Origin of the sequence: Agrobacterium sp. 22117, from assembly GCF_052045735.1 — a bacterium.
In the GTDB taxonomy this organism is placed as follows: domain Bacteria; phylum Pseudomonadota; class Alphaproteobacteria; order Rhizobiales; family Rhizobiaceae; genus Agrobacterium; species Agrobacterium cavarae.
This window is the reverse complement of the sequence record NZ_JBQEPP010000002.1, coordinates 101,684-120,069: the sequence shown is the minus strand read 5'-3', so window position 1 is coordinate 120,069 and position 18,386 is coordinate 101,684. Positions and strand designations below refer to the sequence as shown.

Here is an 18,386-nt window from a genome sequence, read left to right as displayed (position 1 = left end):
CGTCGCCGTCCTATTGGACGCATAAAGACGCTCTATCTCGTAGACTCACCGCATCGTGCTTTCCGAAAATCGATTCCGACTTTCGGGCCGATACGGTAGAGTCTCCATCATGAAAAGGACCACGCGCTGTGAAAGACGTATCGCTTAGTGAAGTGAAGGGTTTGGTCGGCACGGAAGTGGGAGTATCCGACTGGATCACCGTCGATCAGGCAATGATCGATGCCTTTGCGGGGGCCACGCTGGATGACCAGTTCATCCACACCGATCCTGAACGTGCCAAGGCCGAGAGCCCTTTCGGCGGCACGATTGCCCATGGCTTCCTGACGCTTTCGCTGCTGTCGGCCATGAACTACAGCGCACTGCCGAAAATCCGCGAACAGACCATGGGCATCAATTACGGCTTCGACAAAGTCACCTTCGTCGCCCCGGTCAAGAGCGGCGCGCGCGTGCGCGGCCGTTTCACCCTGGCCGAAGCCCGCTTTCGCGGCGCATCGATGCTGACCAACACCTACGACGTGACGGTGGAAATCGAAGACGAACGCAAACCGGCGCTCACCGCCCGCTGGACCACCATCTCGCAATTCGATCCGAAGGACAGGCCGGAGGACGCGTAAGGCATGGTCGGCGCAAACGGTTCGACGGTTTACGATCGCAAAGACCTGAGGCGTCTGACGCGTATCTAAAAGATCGCGACACGTCTTAGAACAGGCAGAGGACGGAGGGCACCATGCCGGAAGCAATCGTTCGAGAAGCATTCCAGACGCAGGCGCAAGCGTGCGATGCGCTCGGTTCGCCCTTCACCGCCAGGCTCTGCCGGCTGCTTGCCGAAAAGCTGGACAGCGCGCAAGGCACCGTTGCCCACACCATCCTCACATGGCCCGGCCCGCCCGGTCCCAGCGACGACTCCGTGCCCTTGCGCACCGCCGGGTGCCTGCATGCGCTGGTTCGTTCAAACCGGATCAGCCCGCTGACCGAACTCAATGACACCGACCTCTGGACCGCCTGCCAGCAAGCCTTTCAGGAGCACAAGGCCTTCATCCTAGAGCGACTGAAGTTCCCGCCGCAAACCAACGAAGTCCGCCGCTCCGCGGCCCTCCTGCCTGGTCTCTTCATCGTCGCCGAGCGCACCGGCAGGCCGCTCATCCTTTCAGAGGTTGGCGCAAGCGCCGGCCTCAACCTCCAGCTCGACCGCTATCGCTACCGCCTTGGCGAAACGGAATGGGGAACGGGCAGTCCCGTCTTCCTCTCGCCGGAATGGCGCGGCGAAGCGCCAGCCATCCCGCTTAGCTTCACCGTCCTCGAACGCGCCGGCTGCGACCTCAATCCCTTGAATCCATCCAATCCCGACGACCGCCTGCGCCAGCTCTCCTACATCTGGGCAGACCAGGCGGACCGCCTGGAGCGCACGCAAAATGCGCTCACCATCGCCGCCGACAATCACCTGCAGGTGGAAAAGGCAGACGCGATCGACTGGCTGGCAGGACGGCTCGAAACCTCGAAGCCCGGCGCCACCCATGTCATCTTCCACTCCGTCGCCTGGCAGTATTTTCCAGACAGCCTCAAACAGAAGGGCGAAGCGCTGATCACTGAGGCCGGAAGCCGCGCCACCCCGGACGCCCCGCTCGCCCGCCTCCAGATGGAAGGCGATGGCCAGCCACGCGGTGCCGCACTGACCCTGCAAATCTGGCCCACGGGTGAAAAACAGGAGATCGGCCGAGCGGATTTTCACGGGCGCTGGGTGGATTGGAAGGGCTGGGTGCGGTGACCGTCACATAGGTAGCGTGCTCAAAGCCAAGCCTTTATTCGAAGCTCAATCCGGCTCCTGATCGACCGTTGGGTTCGCATGCGCTCCCAATATCCGCGACGCAAGCTGCCGGTCCATCTGCATGCCGTCCATACAGGTGTGGAGCCATTCTCTGTCCTGAATCAACGCGACAGCCCTGGAATACGCGCTCGTAACCGTCTCACCGTAAGCGTCTCGAGCTTTCTGCCACGCCGCAGCAGGAACATTGCCCCACGCAGCAATCATCATCGACAGATCGATAATATCTCTGCTGTAAACGGCCTTATCAGGCCAGCGGTCCGCATTCGCCAAAAGCTTCTCAGCGAACATATCGCTTCTGCTCAGCACCGGGACGCCGTAGCGCTCATCCATCTGCCCGGAAAGATCGATACGACCCTCGCGTACGATCTCGAACTTGATGCGGGTATCGTCCACCTGCACAAAGGTCCGAATACCATATTGGTCGGCCCGCATGTCTCGCAGAGTTGAAACCCGGCCAATCGACTTCCCAGTCGATTTGGCAAGCCCCGAAAATCGTCTGCTCCACACGGCTTCGCGGAGCATCCTGTAGCCTTCCTGAGACGAACAGAGAAAGTCGATATCGACGCTTTCACGATACTCGTCGAGGCTAAGGACGATCGCGGTCTCGCCGCCGAAAAAACATTCAGCGCGTTTCAGCAACTCTCCGTCGAGAGAGTTCAGCACGGTCAGGACAGCGTTATGATGCGGACGGCGGAAAGTACTCATATGTCAGGATGCTATCAGCAAAGGGCCGTATCGCTCAACCAGATCGTCGATCAACGCTTTCTCTTCTGTGGTCAGTGCCTCAGTGTCGACAAAGCGCCAATTGCGCTCGTAGATCGAGAACGCTTCTTCGCCAGTCAAGCACGCGTTCGCGTCCCTGCTCCAGCAGAGCATCTGCAATTGCGGATAATGGCCGACCTGTATCTGCATCATATCCTCTATAGAAGGCTCCAGCCAAGGCTGCCAGGCTGCAATGAAGTACTAACCTGTTCCCCTCGTCGTCCTCGGGCTCGGCCACGAGGGTCCCTGCTTTCAATGGCTCGTGGTTAGTCGAGCCCGACCATGACGGGTCGGGCGCGGCTTCAGCCCTTCGCCCAAAAGCTGTATCCTCTATAGCAGAAACCATCGCCATTCCTCCAGCCAATTCCAGCGCAAGCACTTGGCGCCATTTGCTCTTCTCTCGCGGGAACCTTCATCCAGCCCTCACGTTAAAGCCGATATTATTTGGGGGAATTCTATATGGCGCAAAACATTACACAACCGGATGATGCAGGCGAGCAAAGCACTGAGCTTAAACGCGTCATGGGGCCGGGGCTGCTTCTTCTGTTCATCGTCGGGGATATTCTCGGCACCGGCATCTACGCGCTGACCGGTCAGGTCGCCGCCGAAGTGGGTGGCGTGGTCTGGCTGCCCTTCCTCATCGCTTTTGCCGTGGCACTTTTGACCGCCTGCAGCTATCTCGAACTGGTGACGAAATATCCGCGCGCCGCAGGCGCTGCCCTTTATACCCACAAGGCTTTCGGCGTTCACTTCATCACCTTCCTCGTCGCCTTCACCGTCATGTCGTCGGGTGTGACCTCCGCCTCCACCGCCTCGCGCGCCTTTGCCGCCAATTTCGCCACCGTCACCGGCTTCGATTTCGGCGGCTTCGGTGTCACCGGCATCGCTATTGCCTTCATCGTTGCCGTCGCACTCATCAATTTCCGTGGCGTCGGTGAAAGCGTGAAGATGAATGTGGTGCTGACGGTGGTGGAGCTGACCGGCCTGCTGTTGATCATCTGCATCGGCTTCTGGGCCATCGGCAATGGTCAGGGCGATGTGTCGCGCGCCTGGACCTTCCAGCCTGCGGGTGAACACGGCGTCATCTGGTCGGTGGTGGCCGCCACCACACTTGCCTTCTTCGCCATGGTCGGTTTTGAGGATTCGGTCAACATGGCCGAAGAATGCAAGCAGCCCGCCCGCATCTTTCCGAAAGTGCTGCTCGGCGGTCTCGTCATCACCGGCATCATCTATATTCTGGTCGCCATTTCCGCCATCACCCTCGTGCCCGCTGCCGAACTCGGCGAAGGCGAAACGCCGCTCTTGAAGGTGGTACAAGCCGGCGCGCCAAACTTCCCGATCGGCATCTTCGCCGTCGTCACTATGTTTGCCGTCGCCAATTCGGCGCTGATCAACATGATGATGGCAAGCCGCCTGATCTACGGCATGAGCCGCGAAGGCGTGCTTCCGCCAGCCCTCGGCAAGGTCCATTCCGGCCGCCGCACGCCCTTTGTGGCGATCATCTTCACCTCGCTGATCGCCGTCGGACTCATCGCCTTTGCCGGCGGTGTTCCAGCGCTTGGCGGTACAACGGCTCTCCTGCTGCTCGGCGTTTTCACCATCGTCAATGTCGCGGTGCTGGTGCTGCGCAAGGACAAGGTGGCGCACAAGCACTTCCGCACACCGACCATCCTGCCGGTGCTCGGCGCCATCAGCTGCTTCTTCCTCGTCGGCCCATGGACCGGGCGCGATCCGGTGCAATATTCGATTGCGGGCGTCTTGCTCCTGATCGGCGTCGTTCTCTGGGCAGCAACGGTGGGCTTCATGCGGGCACAGGCGAAATCGGCTTAGCGGCACAACGGCGCTTGCTATCTGCGTCGCCCATGATAGATCGGAATTCCGGCCTCATTTTCAAAAGGAAAATACCATGCCGGAATTCCCCACCCTCATGCTCTTTGCCGCCGCAGCCCTCGTGCTGACGGCTACACCCGGTCCGGATATGCTGCTGATCGCCTCGCGCAGTGTCAGCCAGGGCCGGTCCGCAGGTTTTCTGACCTATGCCGGAATAGCCGCCGGGACCTATTGCCACGCGATTGCCGCAGCCTTGGGCCTCTCGCAATTGTTTCTGACGGTACCGGTCGCCTACGAGATCGTCCGCTGGGCGGGTTGCGCCTATCTCTTGTATCTTGCCGTCAAAACCGTGCGCTCACAGGGCGCGGGCTTTTCGCCCACAACCGGATTGAAACGGCTGTCCTCAAGACGGATTTTTCTGGAAGGCCTCGCCACCAACATCCTCAACCCGAAAATGGCGCTCTTCGTTCTGGCGCTCTTTCCGCAGTTCATCAATCCGGATGGCAATGCGCTCGTCCTCCAGATGGTGATCCTCGCCACCATCCTGAACGGCATCGGCTTTCTGGTGAATGGCACCGTGATTCTTCTTGGCAGCAACATCCGCCAGCGGCTTTCCGGCATCAGCCGCTTTCCCAAACTGCCGCACTATCTACTGGCAGGGGTCTTTGCCGGGCTCGCCTGCCGTCTGGCGCTGGGATCAAGGCAGTAGAAAGAGCGGCACGGAGAGGCCGGTCAGGACGAGGGGCAAAACCCAACCTGCGTCATCCTCGGGCTCGACCCGAGGATCCATCTTTTCAACGGCTTAGGGCGCCTGAATGACTAAAGCGCGCGCCTCAAGCGTCCCGCGAACCCTCGTCCAGCAGACCGAACACATAGTCCGCAAAGGAGCGCCAGCACTCCACGCGAAAGGTGTCATCGGCCACGCGCAGCAGCACCACTTCCGCCTTGCCGAAGACTGTGCGGGTGCAGGCGCCGACCGGGAAGGCGGCAAGCGAGAGGTCCTGCGGGCAGCCGGCATTGATCGTCGTTTCGGCGCCGGGGCCGGAAACGATGATGGCGAGGTTGCGGTGGGAGACGTCGGTTGCGGAAAACAGTCCGGTCGTGCTGGAAAGTGCTGCCATCAGGTCGGCTTCGCCCTGGTCGATGACCAGCCACTCATCCGGGCCGATCCACAAGGCCGAGCGCAGTCCCGAGGTCGCAGAGGTTTTCGGGCGTGTCGGCAGGGCAAGTTCGAGCGCCTGAGATACGGCCTCCACCGCCTCTGGCCGCGCGCGCAGCACCAGCCGGTAGGCCGGTGCCGCAGGCTTGATGGATGTACCGGCGGAACCGCCATGCACGCCGTCGAGAACGAATGTACGCTTTGCTGTCGCCAAATCAGCCATTGATCCGGCCTCCTTCCTTGTCGAAGAACACCATGTCCGTCACCTCGACTGCAATCGTCCTGTCGGCAAGCGGAATGTAGAGGGTCTCACCCATCCGCGCCCGGCCATCGGCCACCAGACCGAAAGCGATGGCGCGACCGAGATTTTCGGACCAGTAGGACGATGTGACGTGACCGAGCATTGTCATCGGCTTGGGTGCATTCGGATCGACGACGATCTGGCCGCCCTCTTCCGGCACCTCATGCGCGTTCTTCGGCAAGAGACCGACAAGCTGCTTGCGGCCGCTGCGGGTCAGATCCGGGCGCTGCAGACCGCGAATACCGACGAAGTCCGTCTTCTTCTTGGAGACAGCCCAGCCAAGGCCCGCATCGTCGGGCGTCACCGTGCCATCGGTATCCTGGCCGACGATGATGTAGCCCTTTTCGGCGCGCAGCACGTGCATTGTCTCGGTGCCATAAAGGCAGCCGCCGACGGCTTTCGCCCGCTCGGCAATGGCCTGCCAAACGGCCGGGCCGAAATCGGCAGGTACGTTGACTTCGAAGCCGAGTTCGCCGGTAAACGACACGCGGAAAAGACGCGTCGGCACGCCGCAGATCTTGCCTTCCGCCACCGCCATATGCGGGAACGCTTCGGGCGAAAGATCGATACCTTCCACCAGCGGCGCAATCACCTCGCGCGCCTTCGGTCCCTGCACCGCGATCACCGCCCATTGTTCGGTGGCGGAGGTCAGCCAGACGTTGAGATGCGGGAATTCCGTCTGCAGATAGTCTTCCATGTGGTGCAGCACGCGTGGCGCGCCGCCCGTCGTCGTCGTCACGTGGAAGCGGTCTTCCGCCATGCGACCGACAACACCGTCATCATAGACGAAACCGTCTTCGCGGGTCATGATGCCGTAGCGGCAGCGACCGGGCTTCAGCGTATCCCAGGCATTGGTGTAGAGCAGGTTGAGGAACTTCGCCGCATCCGGGCCGACAACCTCGATCTTGCCGAGCGTGGAGGCATCGAAGACGCCAACGCTTTCGCGCACCGTCTTGCACTCGCGGTTGACTGCCTCATGCATGTCTTCGCCCGCACGCGGATAGTACCAGGCGCGCTTCCAGTTACCGACATCCTCGAAGGCCGCACCTTCTGCTTCTTCCAAGGCATGCATCGGCGTCTTGCGGGCCGGATCGAACAGCTTGCCACGCGAATGGCCGACCAGCGTACCGAAGGTCACCGGCGTGTAAGGTGCGCGGAAGGTGGTGAGACCGACCTTCGGCAGATCGCGGCCCAGCGCTTCCGATGCAATGGCAAGACCATGCATGTTGGACATCTTGCCCTGGTCGGACGCCATGCCGTTGGTGGTGAAGCGCTTGATGTGCTCGATGGAGTGCATGCCTTCGCGTACCGCAAGGCGGATATCCTTGGCGCAGACATCGTGCTGGAAGTCGATGAAGGCCTTGACGCTTTGGTCTGCACCCGCACCTTCGGCAGCGCCGATCATGCCGCCCGTCCAGGTGTTGGCATTGCTGCCGGAAACGGCAACTTCGCCGCCCCCAGCCGCAGCCGCTTCGGAAAGCAGCGCGGAGAGATCGTCGGTACCGTTGCAGGCGCCGATCGAAACGCAGTCCTGCACGTGCACGTCGGGCAGGAAGCGCTGGTTCGGCGCGTCATATTTCAGTTTGCCGCGAGACTGCGAGAAGAGATGGACCGATGGCGTCCAGCCGGCCGAGACGATCAGCGCATCGACAGCGATCTTGCGCTTGCCCGAACCGCCATTGCGGCCAACCGTCATGGAGGTGACGCGAAGGCGGCCCGCCGTATCGAAGACGCTGTGGCCAGCCAGAACCTCGATACCAAGCGCGCGCGCCTCGTCCAGAAGCTTTGCGCTCGGATTAGGACGGCAATCGACGATCGCCGCGATCTTGACACCGGCGCGCTTCAGGTCGAAGGCCGCCTCATAGGCGCTGTCCTGGGCGGTGTAGACACCAACATTGTGGCCGACAGCCACGCCATACTGGTTGAGATAGGTGCGGGCAGCGGACGCCAGCATGATGCCGGGGCGGTCGTTATTGGCGAATACCATGTGGCGCTCGATGGCGCCGGTCGCCATCACCACCTTCTTGGCGCGCACCTGCCACAGGCGCTCGCGCGGCTCATGCAGCGCCGGGCTTGCCAGGTGGTCGGTCACGCGCTCGGCCAGGCCGATGAAGTTGTGGTTGTAGTAACCGAAGACGGTGGTGCGGGTCAGCACCTCCACATTCGGCATCGCCTTCAGCTCGGCCAAAACCGACTGCGCCCAGTCATAGCCGTTCTTGCCGTCGATCACGGTGCCGCTTTCAAAGCGCAGCGCACCGCCAACCGTCGGGTTCTCGTCGACCAGCATGACCTTGGCACCCGTCTTGGCCGCAGAAAGCGCCGCCGTCAGACCGGCAGCACCGCCACCGGCCACCAGCACGTCGCAATGGGCATAACGGCTGGCATATTGGTCGGTATCGCCCTGTTTCGGCGCGCTGCCGAGACCCGCGGCGCGGCGGATGATCGGCTCATAGAGCTTGTGCCATGCCGCCTTCGGCCACATGAAGGTCTTGTAGTAGAAGCCCGCCGCAAAGAAGGGCGAGAAGAAATCGTTGATCGCGCCGACATCGAAGGACAGCGACGGATAGCGGTTCTGCGACGAGACGATCGCCCCGTCGAAGACTTCCTGCACCGTGGCGCGCACGTTCGGCTGGCGGCGGGAGGCATCGCGCGACACGTCGATCAGCGCATTCGGCTCTTCCGGACCGGCAGACAGAAAGCCGCGCGGACGGTGATATTTGAACGAGCGGCCGATCAGGTGCACGCCATTTGCCAGCAATGCGGAGGCAACCGTGTCTCCCTGAAGCGCAGTATAGCTCTTGCCGTCGAAGTTGAAGCGGGCGGTGCGGGCAGGCGTCAGGCGGCCGGCACCCTTGATACGGTAAGCGCCACTCATCGGGCTGCTCCTTCGCTGGAGGAGAGAAGCGAAGCCTCATCCGGCTTCGGCTCGCCCGCCTTGTATGTCAGGTAAAACTTGTCGGTCACGGAATGGCGCGCCGCGTTGAAGAAGCGGCCGCAGCCATGGATATGGCGCCAGCGCTCATAGACCATGCCCTTGTCGTTATCGCGCATGAAGAAATACTCGGCAAACTCCTCGTCGGAGATCCCGGCAATGTTTTCAGGGCGGGCAATATGCGCCTCGCCAGCCCAGCGGAACTCCAGCTCGGAGCGTTCTTCTTCGCAATATGGACAACGGATCAGCAGCATGATGTTCCCTCAAAGAGAGCTTTCCGGAATCACCGTTCCGGCGGGTTGGTCACACAGGCGCTTTCCCATGGTGATGTAGGGGGAGAGCCTGTTCGTCAGATCTTCAAAATTCGTATAGGGCCGAAACGCGTTGCCGCGCCCGATATTGACCACCGCCATCGACATCAGATTGCTGTCGAGGGCGACGGGATATTCATTCTCGCCATCTGCACCCTTCGGCACGAAATAGACGAGCTTCTGGCCAAGGCTTGGAGCGCACATCAGGAAGCCCTCTTCCGCCAGAAACGGCCAGTTGTCCTCTCCCTGCACCTTGCGGATGGCCTGCACTCGAAAATCGCCAGCCTCGGGAACAACCGGACCGGCATCGGCCGCAGAGGCCATACACATGGCTGCAAGGAGAGCAGCCGGCATCTTCAATGGGCAACCGCCGCGGCTGCCGCCTCGTCGATCAACCGTCCAGTGCGGAACCGGTCGAGGTTCAGCCCTGCCGCCAGCCGGTGCGGCTCGCCGCGCGCAATCAGATGCGCGAAGAGATGCGCAGAGCCTGGCGTGGCCTTGAAGCCGCCCGTACCCCAGCCGCAATTGACAAAGAGGTTTGGAACCGGCGTCACGCTCTGGATCGCCGAACGATCCGGTGTGTTGTCGGTAATGCCGCCCCACTGGCGCATCATCTTCACACGACGGAAGATCGGGAAGAGTTCGCAGATGGCGTCCAGCGTATGCGTGATGATCTGCAGGCCGCCGGTCTGCGAATAAGAGTTGTACTGGTCGGTACCGGCACCGATGACCAGCTCGCCCTTGTCGGACTGCGAGATATAGGCATGCACGGTGTTGGACATCACCACGCAGGGGAAGATGGGTTTCAGCGGCTCGGAGACCAGAGCCTGCAACGGGTTGGAAGCAAGCGGCACGCGCACATCGGCCATTTTCATGATGACGGAGGAGTGACCGGCCGCCGATACGCCGATCTTCTTGGCGCCAATGAAGCCACGATTGGTTTCCACACCCGTCACTGCGCCATCCGGCCCACGACGGATCGCGGTGACTTCGCAGTTCTGGATGATGTGGACGCCGCGATCGGACGCCGCACGGGCATAGCCCCAGGCAACAGCATCGTGACGGGCGGTACCACCGCGACGCTGCAGGGCAGCACCATTGATGGCGTAGCGCGCGTTCGCAGAAATATCGAGTGGCGGACAGTAGGCCTTGGCCTCTTCCGGCGTCAGCCATTCATTGTCGATGCCATAGAGGCGGTTGGCATTGATATGGCGCTTGAAGGACTGCTGGTCATGCACATTGTGCGACAGCATCATCACGCCGCGTGCCGAATACATGACGTTGTAGTTCAGATCCTGGCTCAAGCCTTCCCACAATTTGAGGGAGTGCTCGTACATATCCATGCTCTCTTCATAGAGATAGTTCGAGCGGATGATGGTGGTGTTGCGGCCGGTATTGCCGCCGCCGAGCCAGCCCTTTTCCAGAACGGCAATATTCGTGATGCCATGTTCCTTGGCCAGATAATAAGCGGCACCGAGACCATGGCCGCCGCCACCGATGATGATGACGTCATATTCCTTGCGCGGCTCGGGAGAAGCCCACTGGGCATCCCATCCCTTGTGGGCCCGCATTGCCTCGCGAGCCACGGCAAAAACAGAAAATTTGCGCATTCGCAAGCAACTCCCTGAAGACACGCTGGATTATTCCGGCTGAGACCTATGAATGGCAAATATGCGCAGTGTTCAGTGTTCATTTTGCGACGCCGCGACATGATTGTTTTGACATGCGTCATAACTTTCTCGGCACCCCTTGTATTTTCACCGAGAGACACAGTTAACGGCTGGACTTCAAGGAAACGATCTGATATTGCACCACACCAATCGCGCGGCCAACCCGGCCACACGAACGCTTTTTTGTTTGCCTGCGAATGCCTTTATTCGCATGGCAAGATAACCAACCTAAAGGAACGGGATTCACGTGCAGGTACTAGTCCGCGATAACAACGTTGATCAGGCGCTTCGCGCTCTCAAGAAGAAAATGCAGCGCGAAGGTATCTTCCGCGAAATGAAGATGCGTGATTATTACGAGAAGCCTTCGCAGAAGCGCGCTCGCGAAAAGGCTGAAGCCGTTCGCCGCGTTCGCAAGCTTGCTCGCAAGCGCATGCAGCGCGAAGGTCTGATTGCTGCTCCACGTGCTGCGAGCCGCTAATAGGCCGTCTTTTCGACGTTTTTGAATGCTTATGGGGCGGGGGCGATTATTTCGCCGCCGCTCTTTGAGTTTTACAGCATCGGCCCAAAAATCGGATAGGGTTTTCGGAAAGCACGATGCGTGGCTCAAAGAAGATGGAGCGTCCTTTGTGCGTCCAATAGGACGCACGGCGCTCTAAAGCATGTCGCGCAAAAGCGGTGACCGGTTTTGCGATAACGACATGCGAGAGAAGAAGGCCTAAAGCGTGAAGGAGCGGATCTGAAAGATCGCGACACGGTTTAGCATGTCTGAATTCGCTTTGCACGATCGGGCCTGCATAATTGGCTCTGCATGATCAGCCTTGAGAGGGAACCCATACCGCATGAACGCTGTTGATACCGGTGAATCCAGACGTCCTATCGCCCTGTTCCACGGCGTATCTCAGAGAAAAACCATGCGGCTTTCTTCCACCCTCATCCTCTGCGGCATGGTTGCGGCTCTTGCCGGCTGCGCCACCACCAACACGACAAACGACGTGTTCCAGATCGACCGCGCTCAAGGGTCTGAACAGAACATCGCCTCGCTGACCTCGGTCATCAACGCCAACCCGCAGGATCCGGAAGGCTATAACGTCCGTGGCTCGGCTTACGGCCGCGCCGGTGACTCCAAGCGCGCCATTGCCGACTTCAATCAGGCCCTGCAGCTCAATCCACGCTTCTATCAGGCTTACGCCAACCGCGCGCTCGTCTACCGCAACATGGGCCAGCAGCAGCAGGCGCTGCAGGATTATAACAGCGCGCTGCAGATCAACCCGAATTACGACGTGGCGCTGATCGGTCGCGGCAACCTCTACCGCCAGACGGGCCGCACCAACGAAGCCTTCAACGACTTCACCGCCGCCATCAACACCGACACCACCGATGGCCGCGCCTATCACAATCGCGGCCTGATCTACCAGCTGCGCAGCCAGCACAGCCAGGCCATCGAAGATTTCTCCAAGGCCATCTCGCTTTCGCCCAACTCGCCCGAGCCATACAACGGTCGCGGCATTTCCTATGTGGCGCTGAACGACGACGAAAACGCCTTTGCCGATTTCAACCACGCCATCGCGCTGGATGACAGCCGCGCGGAATCCTGGGCCAACCAGGCACTGGTCTATGAGCGCCGCGGCGAACGCGACAAGGCGCTGAAATCCTACAACCACGCCGCCCGCCTCGACCCCAAATACAAGCCCGCCGTCGACGGCCTCGCCCGCATGCGCGGCGCTGGCGCGTCGTAAGCGTTCTTCCGAACGCCGTCCGTCCTTCCGGACACCACAGTAAAATACGCCAATGGCTCTTCTTCTGTGTACTCTGTGATAAGAGGTAGGCGGGTTTCCTTCCGCGCGACGTTGATGTAACGCTAAACCCCTCCTCCCCGTCATCCTCGCCCTTGAGGCGAGGATCCACGACCCAATCCTCAAGTGATCGAAAAACATGGATCCTCAGGTCAAGCTTGAGGATGACGAGCGAGAGGCGTTCTATTTCGGTCGCCCCACTTCTGTTCTTTCTGGCGGGCATGCCCGAGGGGTGCCGCACCCCCCTCTGTCCTGCCGGACATCTCCCCCTCAAGGGGGGAGAATGGCAAGAGGGATGCTCCCCCATTTCATCATCAACGTCGACGAAGTGCGAGAGTTCGCCACGAGTCGATCTCCCCCCTTGAGGGGGAGATGTCCGGCAGGACAGAGGGGGGTGAGCCCCAGATTCAGAACTTAAACGGGATCGCCTCCAGCTTGTTTTTTCAAGCAGGCTTGGCGTCGCCTTCGGCTTTCGCCTCTGGCTCGGCCGTCTTCTCCTCCGGCTTGATGCGGAACCAGGTCACGTAAAGCGCCGGCAAAAAGAGCAGTGTCAGCACCGTGCCGACCACGATACCGCCCATCATCGCATAGGCCATCGGCCCCCAGAAGACTTCGCGCGAAATCGGGATAAGTGCCAGTGTCGCAGCCGCCGCCGTCAGCATGATCGGGCGCATGCGGTGCTCGGTCGCCTCGATCACGGCTTGCCAGGCAGGCACGCCCTCCATGCGCAGATGCTCGATCTGCACCACCAGGATGACCGAGTTTCGGATAAGGATGCCGATCAGCGCCAGAATGCCGAGGATCGCCACGAAGCCCATCGGCGCGTTGCTGAGAAGCAGTGCCGCCACCACGCCGATCAGCGCTGTTGGAGCCACCGCAAAGACCAGGAACAGGCGGCTGAAGCTCTGCAGCTGGATCATCAGGATCGTCGCCATGGCAAAGAGCATCATCGGTGCGACGGCGGCAATCGGTCCTTGCGCTTCGGCGCTCGATTCCACGGCGCCGCCGATCTCGACCTTGTAGCCGACCGGCAGCGTCTTGATGAAGGCATCCACCTGCGGCTGAAGCTGGGTGACGATCGTCGCCGGCTGGGTCGGCCCCTTGATCGCCGCTTTCAGCGTGATGGTCGGGATGCGGTCGCGCGATGCGATCATGGCTTGTTCCACATCATAGCGCAGGTTCGCCACGGCCGAGAGCGGGATGAGCTTTCCGTCGGAGCCTGCAATCTGCAGGTTCTGCAACGTCTCGATCGAGCCGCGCTCCTGAGCGTCAGCACGTCCGATCACATCGATGAGGTAGATATTGTCGCGCACCTGCGTGGCGCTCGCGCCTTCGACGATGCTGTTCAGCACGGTGGCAATATCTTCCGAGCTCACGCCAAGCTGCCGGGCCTTGTCCTGCAACACATCGACCTTGACCACGCGCGATGGCTCGTTCCAGTCGAAGATCATGTTGGTGAGCAGCGGATGCTGGCCGACGACACCGGCAAAGCGCATGGAGATGTCGCGCACCTTCTGGACGTCCGGACCGCTGATGCGATACTGCACCGGCTTGCCGACCGGCGGGCCGATATCGAGCAGTTTTACGAAGGCATCGGTGCCGGGAAACGTCTCGTTCAGATATTTCTGGAAATCGCCGCGCACCCGGTCACGCGCTTCCAGGCTTTTCGGCACGATCACCGTCTGGCCGAAGAAGACGTTCTGGTTCTGCACGTCGAAGGACAAAATGAAGCGCGGCGCGCCCTGCCCCACATAGGTCGTCCAGTGGTCGATATCAGGATTGTTGGCGAGCTTGTCCTGCTCGAACTTTGCCATCTGCCGGTTGGTCTCGGCAATCGAGCTGTTCTGCGGCAGGTTCCAGTCGATGATCAGTTCCGGCCGGTCGGAGCTTGGGAAGAACTGCTGCTGCACCAGACCCATGCCGGCGACGGAGACGCCGAAGACACCGATGGTCAACAGAATGGTCACCCAGCGCCAGCGCATGGCTGTCGTCAATAGACGCGAGAAGATCGTCGCAACCCGGCCCTTCTTGTCGTGATGCTGCTTCATCGTCTTGGGCAGCATCAACACGCCGAGAAGCGGGGTGAAGAGAACCGCGACGATCCAGGAGACCAGCAGCGAAACCGCAATGACGACAAACAGCGTGAAGGTGAACTCACCCGCCGCACTGCTGTTGAGGCCGATCGGGATGAAGCCCGCGACGGTCACGAGTGTGCCGGTCAGCATCGGGAAGGCGGTGGACGTGTAAACATAGGTCGCGGCCTTGCGCAGATCGTCGCCCTCCTCCAGCCGCGCCACCATCATCTCCACCGCAATCATCGCGTCATCGACCAGAAGACCGAGCGCAATGATCAGCGCACCAAGCGAGATGCGCTGCAACGAAATGCCGGTATATTCCATGTAGACGAAGGTGATGGCGAGCACGAGCGGAATGGACACCGCAACCACCAGACCGGCGCGAAGACCAAGGCTGATGAAGCTGATGACAAGAACGATGGCAACCGCTTCGAACAGCGCACGGGTGAAGCCGGACACAGCCTCCTCCACCACTGCGGGCTGATCGGACACGCGGTTGACCTCGACGCCGATCGGTAGGTCTGCGACGACCGCCTTGATGTGTTCATCGACGGCTTCACCGAACTCCAGCAGGTTGGCACCGGCCCGCATGCCGATGGCAAGACCGATGGCCGGCTTGCCATTGTAGCGGAAGAGTGCCGTCGGCGGATCGACATAGCCGCGATGGATCGTCGCCACATCGGTTAACGGGAAGAAGCGGTCATTGACGCGCAGATTGATGGATTCCAGCGCGTTTTCCGAGGCGAACTGTCCGCCCACACGGATGGCGATGCGCTCCGGCCCAGCGGTCACGAAGCCGGATTGCGTCACCGCATTCTGCGCCTGCAGCGTGGCGATGATCGACTGGCGATCGATGCCGAGCGCTGCAATCTTGCGGGTGGAAAACTCCAGATAGATCGCCTCGTCCTGCGCCCCGATAATATCGACCTTGCCGACATTCTCGATGGTCAGGATTTTGGAGCGCGCATCTTCGACGAGATCGCGCAGCTGGCGCTGAGACAGCCCGTCGCTGGTAAAGGCAAAGATATTGCCGAAGACGTCGCCGAAGCGATCGTTGAAGAAGGGCCCCTGCACGCCCGAGGGAAACTCGCCCTTGATATCGCTGATCATGTTGCGGACGCGGCGCCAGGTCGGCTCCACATCCCGCGCCTTGGTGGTGGGCAGAAGCTCGAGGAAGACGGTGGTCTTGCCGGCGGTCGTTTCGCTGCGGGTATAATCGAGCGATTCCAGCTCCTGCAGCTTCTTCTCGATGCGGTCCGTTACCTGACGGCTGACCTCTTCGGCCGTCGCCCCCGGCCAGGCGGCGGAAATCACCATCGTCTTGATGGTGAAGTTCGGATCTTCTTCACGCCCGAGATTGAGATAGGAAAACACGCCTGCAATGAGGAAGACGATCATGAAATAGGAGACGAGCGAGCGGTGCGCCAATGCCCATTCGGAGAGATTGAACTTTTTCACTGTACGCGCTCCTGATCGATGCGAATGGACTGCCCGTCCTCAAGCGAGTTGACGCCTGCAATAACGACACGCTCCCCCGGCTTCACGCCCTCTTTGACAACCACATAGCCATAGGCGTTCGGCGGACCCTCCAGCACGACCGGGCGAAGCGTAACCTTTGCGGCGGCCTCATCGACAATCCACACGGCGGTTTGGCTGTCGCGCGTGCGGATGGCGGTGGCCGGCAGCATCAGATTGGGTTTGGAGGCGATGCTGGCCGAAGCGCGGATCACCGCACCCAGCCGGAAGGCATCACCCGGGTGGTCAAGCGCGATCTTCGTGCGGCGCGTTCGTGTGGCCGTATCGGCCTGCGGCGCGATCTCGCGCACCGTGCCCGCCACCCGCACCTGCGGATCGAGCTGCAGCGCCACGTCGAAGGGCGTGCCAAGTTTCAGCTGCTCGGCAATGGACTGCGGCACGTCGATCACCGCATCGCGCTCGTCCGGCTTGGCAATCGTCACCACCACCTGGCCGACGGTCACCACCTGGCCGAGTTCTGCCGAGGTTGCCGTCACCACGCCGTCGAATTCGGCGGCAAGCTGCGCATAGCTCAGCTGCTCATTCGCCTTGTTGAGATTGGCCTGCGCCCGCGCCACGGAGGCGCTTGCGGTCTTCAGCCCTTGTTCCGCCTCTTCCAATGCGGCCCGGGTGCCGGAGCGCGTTTCGGCAAGCTGCAACTGGCGCTGCTGCGTGCTCTGCGCATTGCGAAGCTGCGCCTGCGCATTGGAAAGATCCGATTGGGCGCTGCGCACGGCAAGCTCCAGCGATGTCGGATCGATGGTGGCAATGACCTGCCCCTTCTCCACGAGATCGCCGACGCTGACGGTGCGAGACGTGAGACGCCCCAGCGTGCGAAAACCAAGCTCGGCCTCGAAGCGCGGAGACACCGTTCCCGCAAAGCTGAGAGACTGCACGGGAACCTCCTTCGCCACAACCGAAAGCACGGGGCGCGGCGGCGGCGGCGGGGCCTCGGACTTATCCTCACTGCAGGCGGAAAGCAGCAGTCCCGACAGAAGGAGGGTCGCAATAGGGGTTCTCATCATTGTGCTGCCACCTTCTCGAAAGCGACCTTCTCATCCGGGCGCAGGAACTTGCCACCCTCGGCCACCACGCTCTCACCGGGCTTCAGCCCCTGCTTGACGATGAAATGACCCGTTTCATAATCTTCGACCTCGATGACGCGCAGCGCCACTTTCGACGAGGCGGGATCGACGACCCAGACAGCCGGCTTTCCATCCTTGGAGGAAATCGCCGACCAGGGCAGCACCATGGCGGCCTGTGGCTCATAGAGGAAATTGCCCTGCACGGCTGCACCAAGCGGCATGGGAACGTCCACACCAAGCCCGACCTTCACCTTCACCGTTCCGGTGGAGGAATCGATGGTGGGGGAAATCTCTCGGACCTTGGCCATCACCTGCCGGTCGGGATCGGTCAGAAGCGTGATCTTCACCTCCGGCTGAATCTCACGGCCGAGGAAGAGCGTTTCCACCACTTCGAAGATCGCATCGCGCGGGCCATCCTGCGCCAGCGTGAAGATGGGGGAAGCCGCCTGCGCCACCTGCCCCACTTCGGCATTGCGCGCGGTGATCAACCCATCCTGGTCGGCTTTCAGTTCGGTATAGGAGAGCGCTTCCTTAGCGCTGCCAAGCTGCGCCTGCGCCGACCGCTCGCTGCCCTGCGCGGTGGAGAGCGCTTCCTGCGCCTGATCGAGCGCCGAGCGTGGCGTCACCTGCGTTTCGAAAAGTTTCTGCTGGCGGGCAAAAGCCAGCTCCGCCTGGATGCGCTGCGCCACAGCGGCCTCGAGGTTGGCCTCGGCAACCGCGAGATCCGCCTGCTGCTCTTCCGCATCGATGCGCGCCAGAACCTGGCCCGCTCTCACATGGTCTCCGACATCGACCTGACGATCGATGATCTTGCCGCCCACACGGAAGGACAGATCGGTCTCGATACGCGCGCGGATTTCACCGGTCACGGCTCCGCCGGACACCACCTGGCTGTTCTCAACCGTCACCACCCGGACCTGGCGCAAGTCCGGTTCTCCTTCGCCTTCCTTTGGACTGCACGCGGTCAAAAAACCGGCGCTCGCAATCAGGAGCACGCTCAAAATCTGCTTCATGGGTGGCTGCTTCATGGCTGGGCCTTATCATCGAGATATCGTGATTGCGTATATTTGACTGACTGGAAAGTCAATGATAACTTCTGAAGCCTGCTGCACGAAAAACTATGCAGCG

General features: G+C 61.0%; 16 protein-coding genes. 6 read left to right on the top strand and 10 right to left on the bottom strand.

Annotation, left to right across the window (positions count from 1 at the left end; translation table 11 throughout):
* The first annotated feature begins 128 nt into the window (after positions 1–128).
* Together ACTJKV_RS04925 and ACTJKV_RS04920 are read left to right on the top strand one after the other, a co-directional pair.
* Positions 129–614: a MaoC family dehydratase gene (locus ACTJKV_RS04925; RefSeq protein WP_062598907.1), complete on the top strand. Its 486-nt coding sequence runs from the start codon at positions 129–131 to the stop codon at positions 612–614.
* A 113-nt stretch (positions 615–727) separates the two neighbouring features.
* On the top strand, positions 728–1,765 hold the full coding sequence (locus ACTJKV_RS04920) for a DUF2332 domain-containing protein (protein ID WP_274103019.1): 1,038 nt from the start codon (positions 728–730) through the stop codon (positions 1,763–1,765).
* A 45-nt stretch (positions 1,766–1,810) separates the two neighbouring features.
* Here the strand turns inward: ACTJKV_RS04920 and ACTJKV_RS04915 are convergent, their stop codons facing one another.
* Both ACTJKV_RS04915 and ACTJKV_RS04910 read right to left on the bottom strand, forming a co-directional pair.
* Positions 1,811–2,530 carry a nucleotidyl transferase AbiEii/AbiGii toxin family protein gene (locus ACTJKV_RS04915; RefSeq protein ID WP_274103018.1) on the bottom strand — a complete coding sequence of 240 codons (720 nt, stop codon included), beginning with the start codon at positions 2,528–2,530 and terminating at the stop codon, positions 1,811–1,813.
* Positions 2,531–2,533: 3 nt separating this feature from the next.
* A complete protein-coding gene (locus tag ACTJKV_RS04910) occupies positions 2,534–2,737 on the bottom strand; it encodes a hypothetical protein (protein ID WP_062427972.1) in 204 nt (67 codons plus the stop codon).
* A 309-nt stretch (positions 2,738–3,046) separates the two neighbouring features.
* On the opposite strand from ACTJKV_RS04910, the gene ACTJKV_RS04905 reads away from it, so the two are divergent.
* Positions 3,047–4,417, top strand: a complete 1,371-nt coding sequence (locus ACTJKV_RS04905) for an APC family permease (RefSeq protein WP_274103017.1) — start codon at positions 3,047–3,049, stop codon at positions 4,415–4,417.
* 76 nt (positions 4,418–4,493) lie between these two features.
* Positions 4,494–5,126: a LysE family translocator gene (locus ACTJKV_RS04900; RefSeq protein WP_111849400.1), complete on the top strand. Its 633-nt coding sequence runs from the start codon at positions 4,494–4,496 to the stop codon at positions 5,124–5,126.
* A 124-nt stretch (positions 5,127–5,250) separates the two neighbouring features.
* On the opposite strand, the gene ACTJKV_RS04895 is transcribed toward ACTJKV_RS04900, so the two are convergent.
* The 5 genes from ACTJKV_RS04895 to ACTJKV_RS04875 are packed head-to-tail and all read right to left on the bottom strand — an operon-like array spanning position 5,251 to position 10,730.
* Positions 5,251–5,799, bottom strand: a complete 549-nt coding sequence (locus ACTJKV_RS04895; protein ID WP_111849398.1) for a sarcosine oxidase subunit gamma — start codon at positions 5,797–5,799, stop codon at positions 5,251–5,253.
* Positions 5,792–8,752, bottom strand: a complete 2,961-nt coding sequence (locus ACTJKV_RS04890) for a sarcosine oxidase subunit alpha (protein WP_274103016.1) — start codon at positions 8,750–8,752, stop codon at positions 5,792–5,794. The genes ACTJKV_RS04895 and ACTJKV_RS04890 overlap by 8 nt, the downstream gene beginning before the upstream one ends.
* Positions 8,749–9,063 carry a sarcosine oxidase subunit delta gene (locus ACTJKV_RS04885; protein ID WP_274103015.1) on the bottom strand — a complete coding sequence of 105 codons (315 nt, stop codon included), beginning with the start codon at positions 9,061–9,063 and terminating at the stop codon, positions 8,749–8,751. Before ACTJKV_RS04885 ends, ACTJKV_RS04890 begins: the two co-directional genes overlap by 4 nt.
* 9 nt (positions 9,064–9,072) lie before the next feature.
* The gene (locus ACTJKV_RS04880) at positions 9,073–9,474 is read right to left on the bottom strand and encodes a hypothetical protein (RefSeq protein WP_274103014.1); all 402 of its coding nucleotides are present in this window, start codon (positions 9,472–9,474) and stop codon (positions 9,073–9,075) included.
* A 2-nt stretch (positions 9,475–9,476) separates the two neighbouring features.
* Positions 9,477–10,730 carry a sarcosine oxidase subunit beta family protein gene (locus ACTJKV_RS04875; RefSeq protein WP_062427831.1) on the bottom strand — a complete coding sequence of 418 codons (1,254 nt, stop codon included), beginning with the start codon at positions 10,728–10,730 and terminating at the stop codon, positions 9,477–9,479.
* A 307-nt stretch (positions 10,731–11,037) separates the two neighbouring features.
* Here ACTJKV_RS04875 and rpsU point away from each other — a divergent pair, with 307 nt between their 5' ends.
* Positions 11,038–11,268 carry a 30S ribosomal protein S21 gene (rpsU, locus tag ACTJKV_RS04870; RefSeq protein ID WP_062427830.1) on the top strand — a complete coding sequence of 77 codons (231 nt, stop codon included), beginning with the start codon at positions 11,038–11,040 and terminating at the stop codon, positions 11,266–11,268.
* A 433-nt stretch (positions 11,269–11,701) separates the two neighbouring features.
* Positions 11,702–12,526 carry a tetratricopeptide repeat protein gene (locus tag ACTJKV_RS04865; RefSeq protein ID WP_274103311.1) on the top strand — a complete coding sequence of 275 codons (825 nt, stop codon included), beginning with the start codon at positions 11,702–11,704 and terminating at the stop codon, positions 12,524–12,526.
* Between the two features lie 500 nt (positions 12,527–13,026).
* On the opposite strand, the gene ACTJKV_RS04860 is transcribed toward ACTJKV_RS04865, so the two are convergent.
* Genes ACTJKV_RS04860 through ACTJKV_RS04850 form a run of 3 tightly spaced genes read right to left on the bottom strand, consistent with a single transcriptional unit; the run spans position 13,027 to position 18,271 of the window.
* Entirely contained in the window at positions 13,027–16,116 is a 3,090-nt protein-coding gene (locus ACTJKV_RS04860; RefSeq protein WP_274103012.1) for an efflux RND transporter permease subunit, read from the bottom strand.
* The gene (locus ACTJKV_RS04855) at positions 16,113–17,198 is read right to left on the bottom strand and encodes an efflux RND transporter periplasmic adaptor subunit (RefSeq protein WP_440598506.1); all 1,086 of its coding nucleotides are present in this window, start codon (positions 17,196–17,198) and stop codon (positions 16,113–16,115) included. The genes ACTJKV_RS04860 and ACTJKV_RS04855 overlap by 4 nt, the downstream gene beginning before the upstream one ends.
* Positions 17,195–18,271, bottom strand: coding sequence for an efflux RND transporter periplasmic adaptor subunit (locus ACTJKV_RS04850; RefSeq protein ID WP_144621470.1), 1,077 nt, complete (start codon positions 18,269–18,271; stop codon positions 17,195–17,197). The genes ACTJKV_RS04855 and ACTJKV_RS04850 overlap by 4 nt, the downstream gene beginning before the upstream one ends.
* Positions 18,272–18,386 lie beyond the last annotated feature (115 nt).

What these genes read in the sequence shown, in the direction of transcription:
- ACTJKV_RS04920 (WP_274103019.1), top strand. Translation starts at nt 728, where the DNA reads ATGCCGGAAGCAATCGTTCGAGAAGCATTCCAGACGCAGGCGCAAGCG.
- ACTJKV_RS04915 (WP_274103018.1), bottom strand. Translation starts at nt 2,530, where the DNA reads ATGAGTACTTTCCGCCGTCCGCATCATAACGCTGTCCTGACCGTGCTG.
- ACTJKV_RS04910 (WP_062427972.1), bottom strand. Translation starts at nt 2,737, where the DNA reads ATGCAGATACAGGTCGGCCATTATCCGCAATTGCAGATGCTCTGCTGG.
- ACTJKV_RS04905 (WP_274103017.1), top strand. Translation starts at nt 3,047, where the DNA reads ATGGCGCAAAACATTACACAACCGGATGATGCAGGCGAGCAAAGCACT.
- ACTJKV_RS04900 (WP_111849400.1), top strand. Translation starts at nt 4,494, where the DNA reads ATGCCGGAATTCCCCACCCTCATGCTCTTTGCCGCCGCAGCCCTCGTG.
- ACTJKV_RS04895 (WP_111849398.1), bottom strand. Translation starts at nt 5,799, where the DNA reads ATGGCTGATTTGGCGACAGCAAAGCGTACATTCGTTCTCGACGGCGTG.
- ACTJKV_RS04890 (WP_274103016.1), bottom strand. Translation starts at nt 8,752, where the DNA reads ATGAGTGGCGCTTACCGTATCAAGGGTGCCGGCCGCCTGACGCCTGCC.
- ACTJKV_RS04885 (WP_274103015.1), bottom strand. Translation starts at nt 9,063, where the DNA reads ATGCTGCTGATCCGTTGTCCATATTGCGAAGAAGAACGCTCCGAGCTG.
- ACTJKV_RS04880 (WP_274103014.1), bottom strand. Translation starts at nt 9,474, where the DNA reads ATGCCGGCTGCTCTCCTTGCAGCCATGTGTATGGCCTCTGCGGCCGAT.
- ACTJKV_RS04875 (WP_062427831.1), bottom strand. Translation starts at nt 10,730, where the DNA reads ATGCGCAAATTTTCTGTTTTTGCCGTGGCTCGCGAGGCAATGCGGGCC.
- ACTJKV_RS04865 (WP_274103311.1), top strand. Translation starts at nt 11,702, where the DNA reads ATGCGGCTTTCTTCCACCCTCATCCTCTGCGGCATGGTTGCGGCTCTT.
- ACTJKV_RS04855 (WP_440598506.1), bottom strand. Translation starts at nt 17,198, where the DNA reads ATGATGAGAACCCCTATTGCGACCCTCCTTCTGTCGGGACTGCTGCTT.
- ACTJKV_RS04850 (WP_144621470.1), bottom strand. Translation starts at nt 18,271, where the DNA reads ATGAAGCAGATTTTGAGCGTGCTCCTGATTGCGAGCGCCGGTTTTTTG.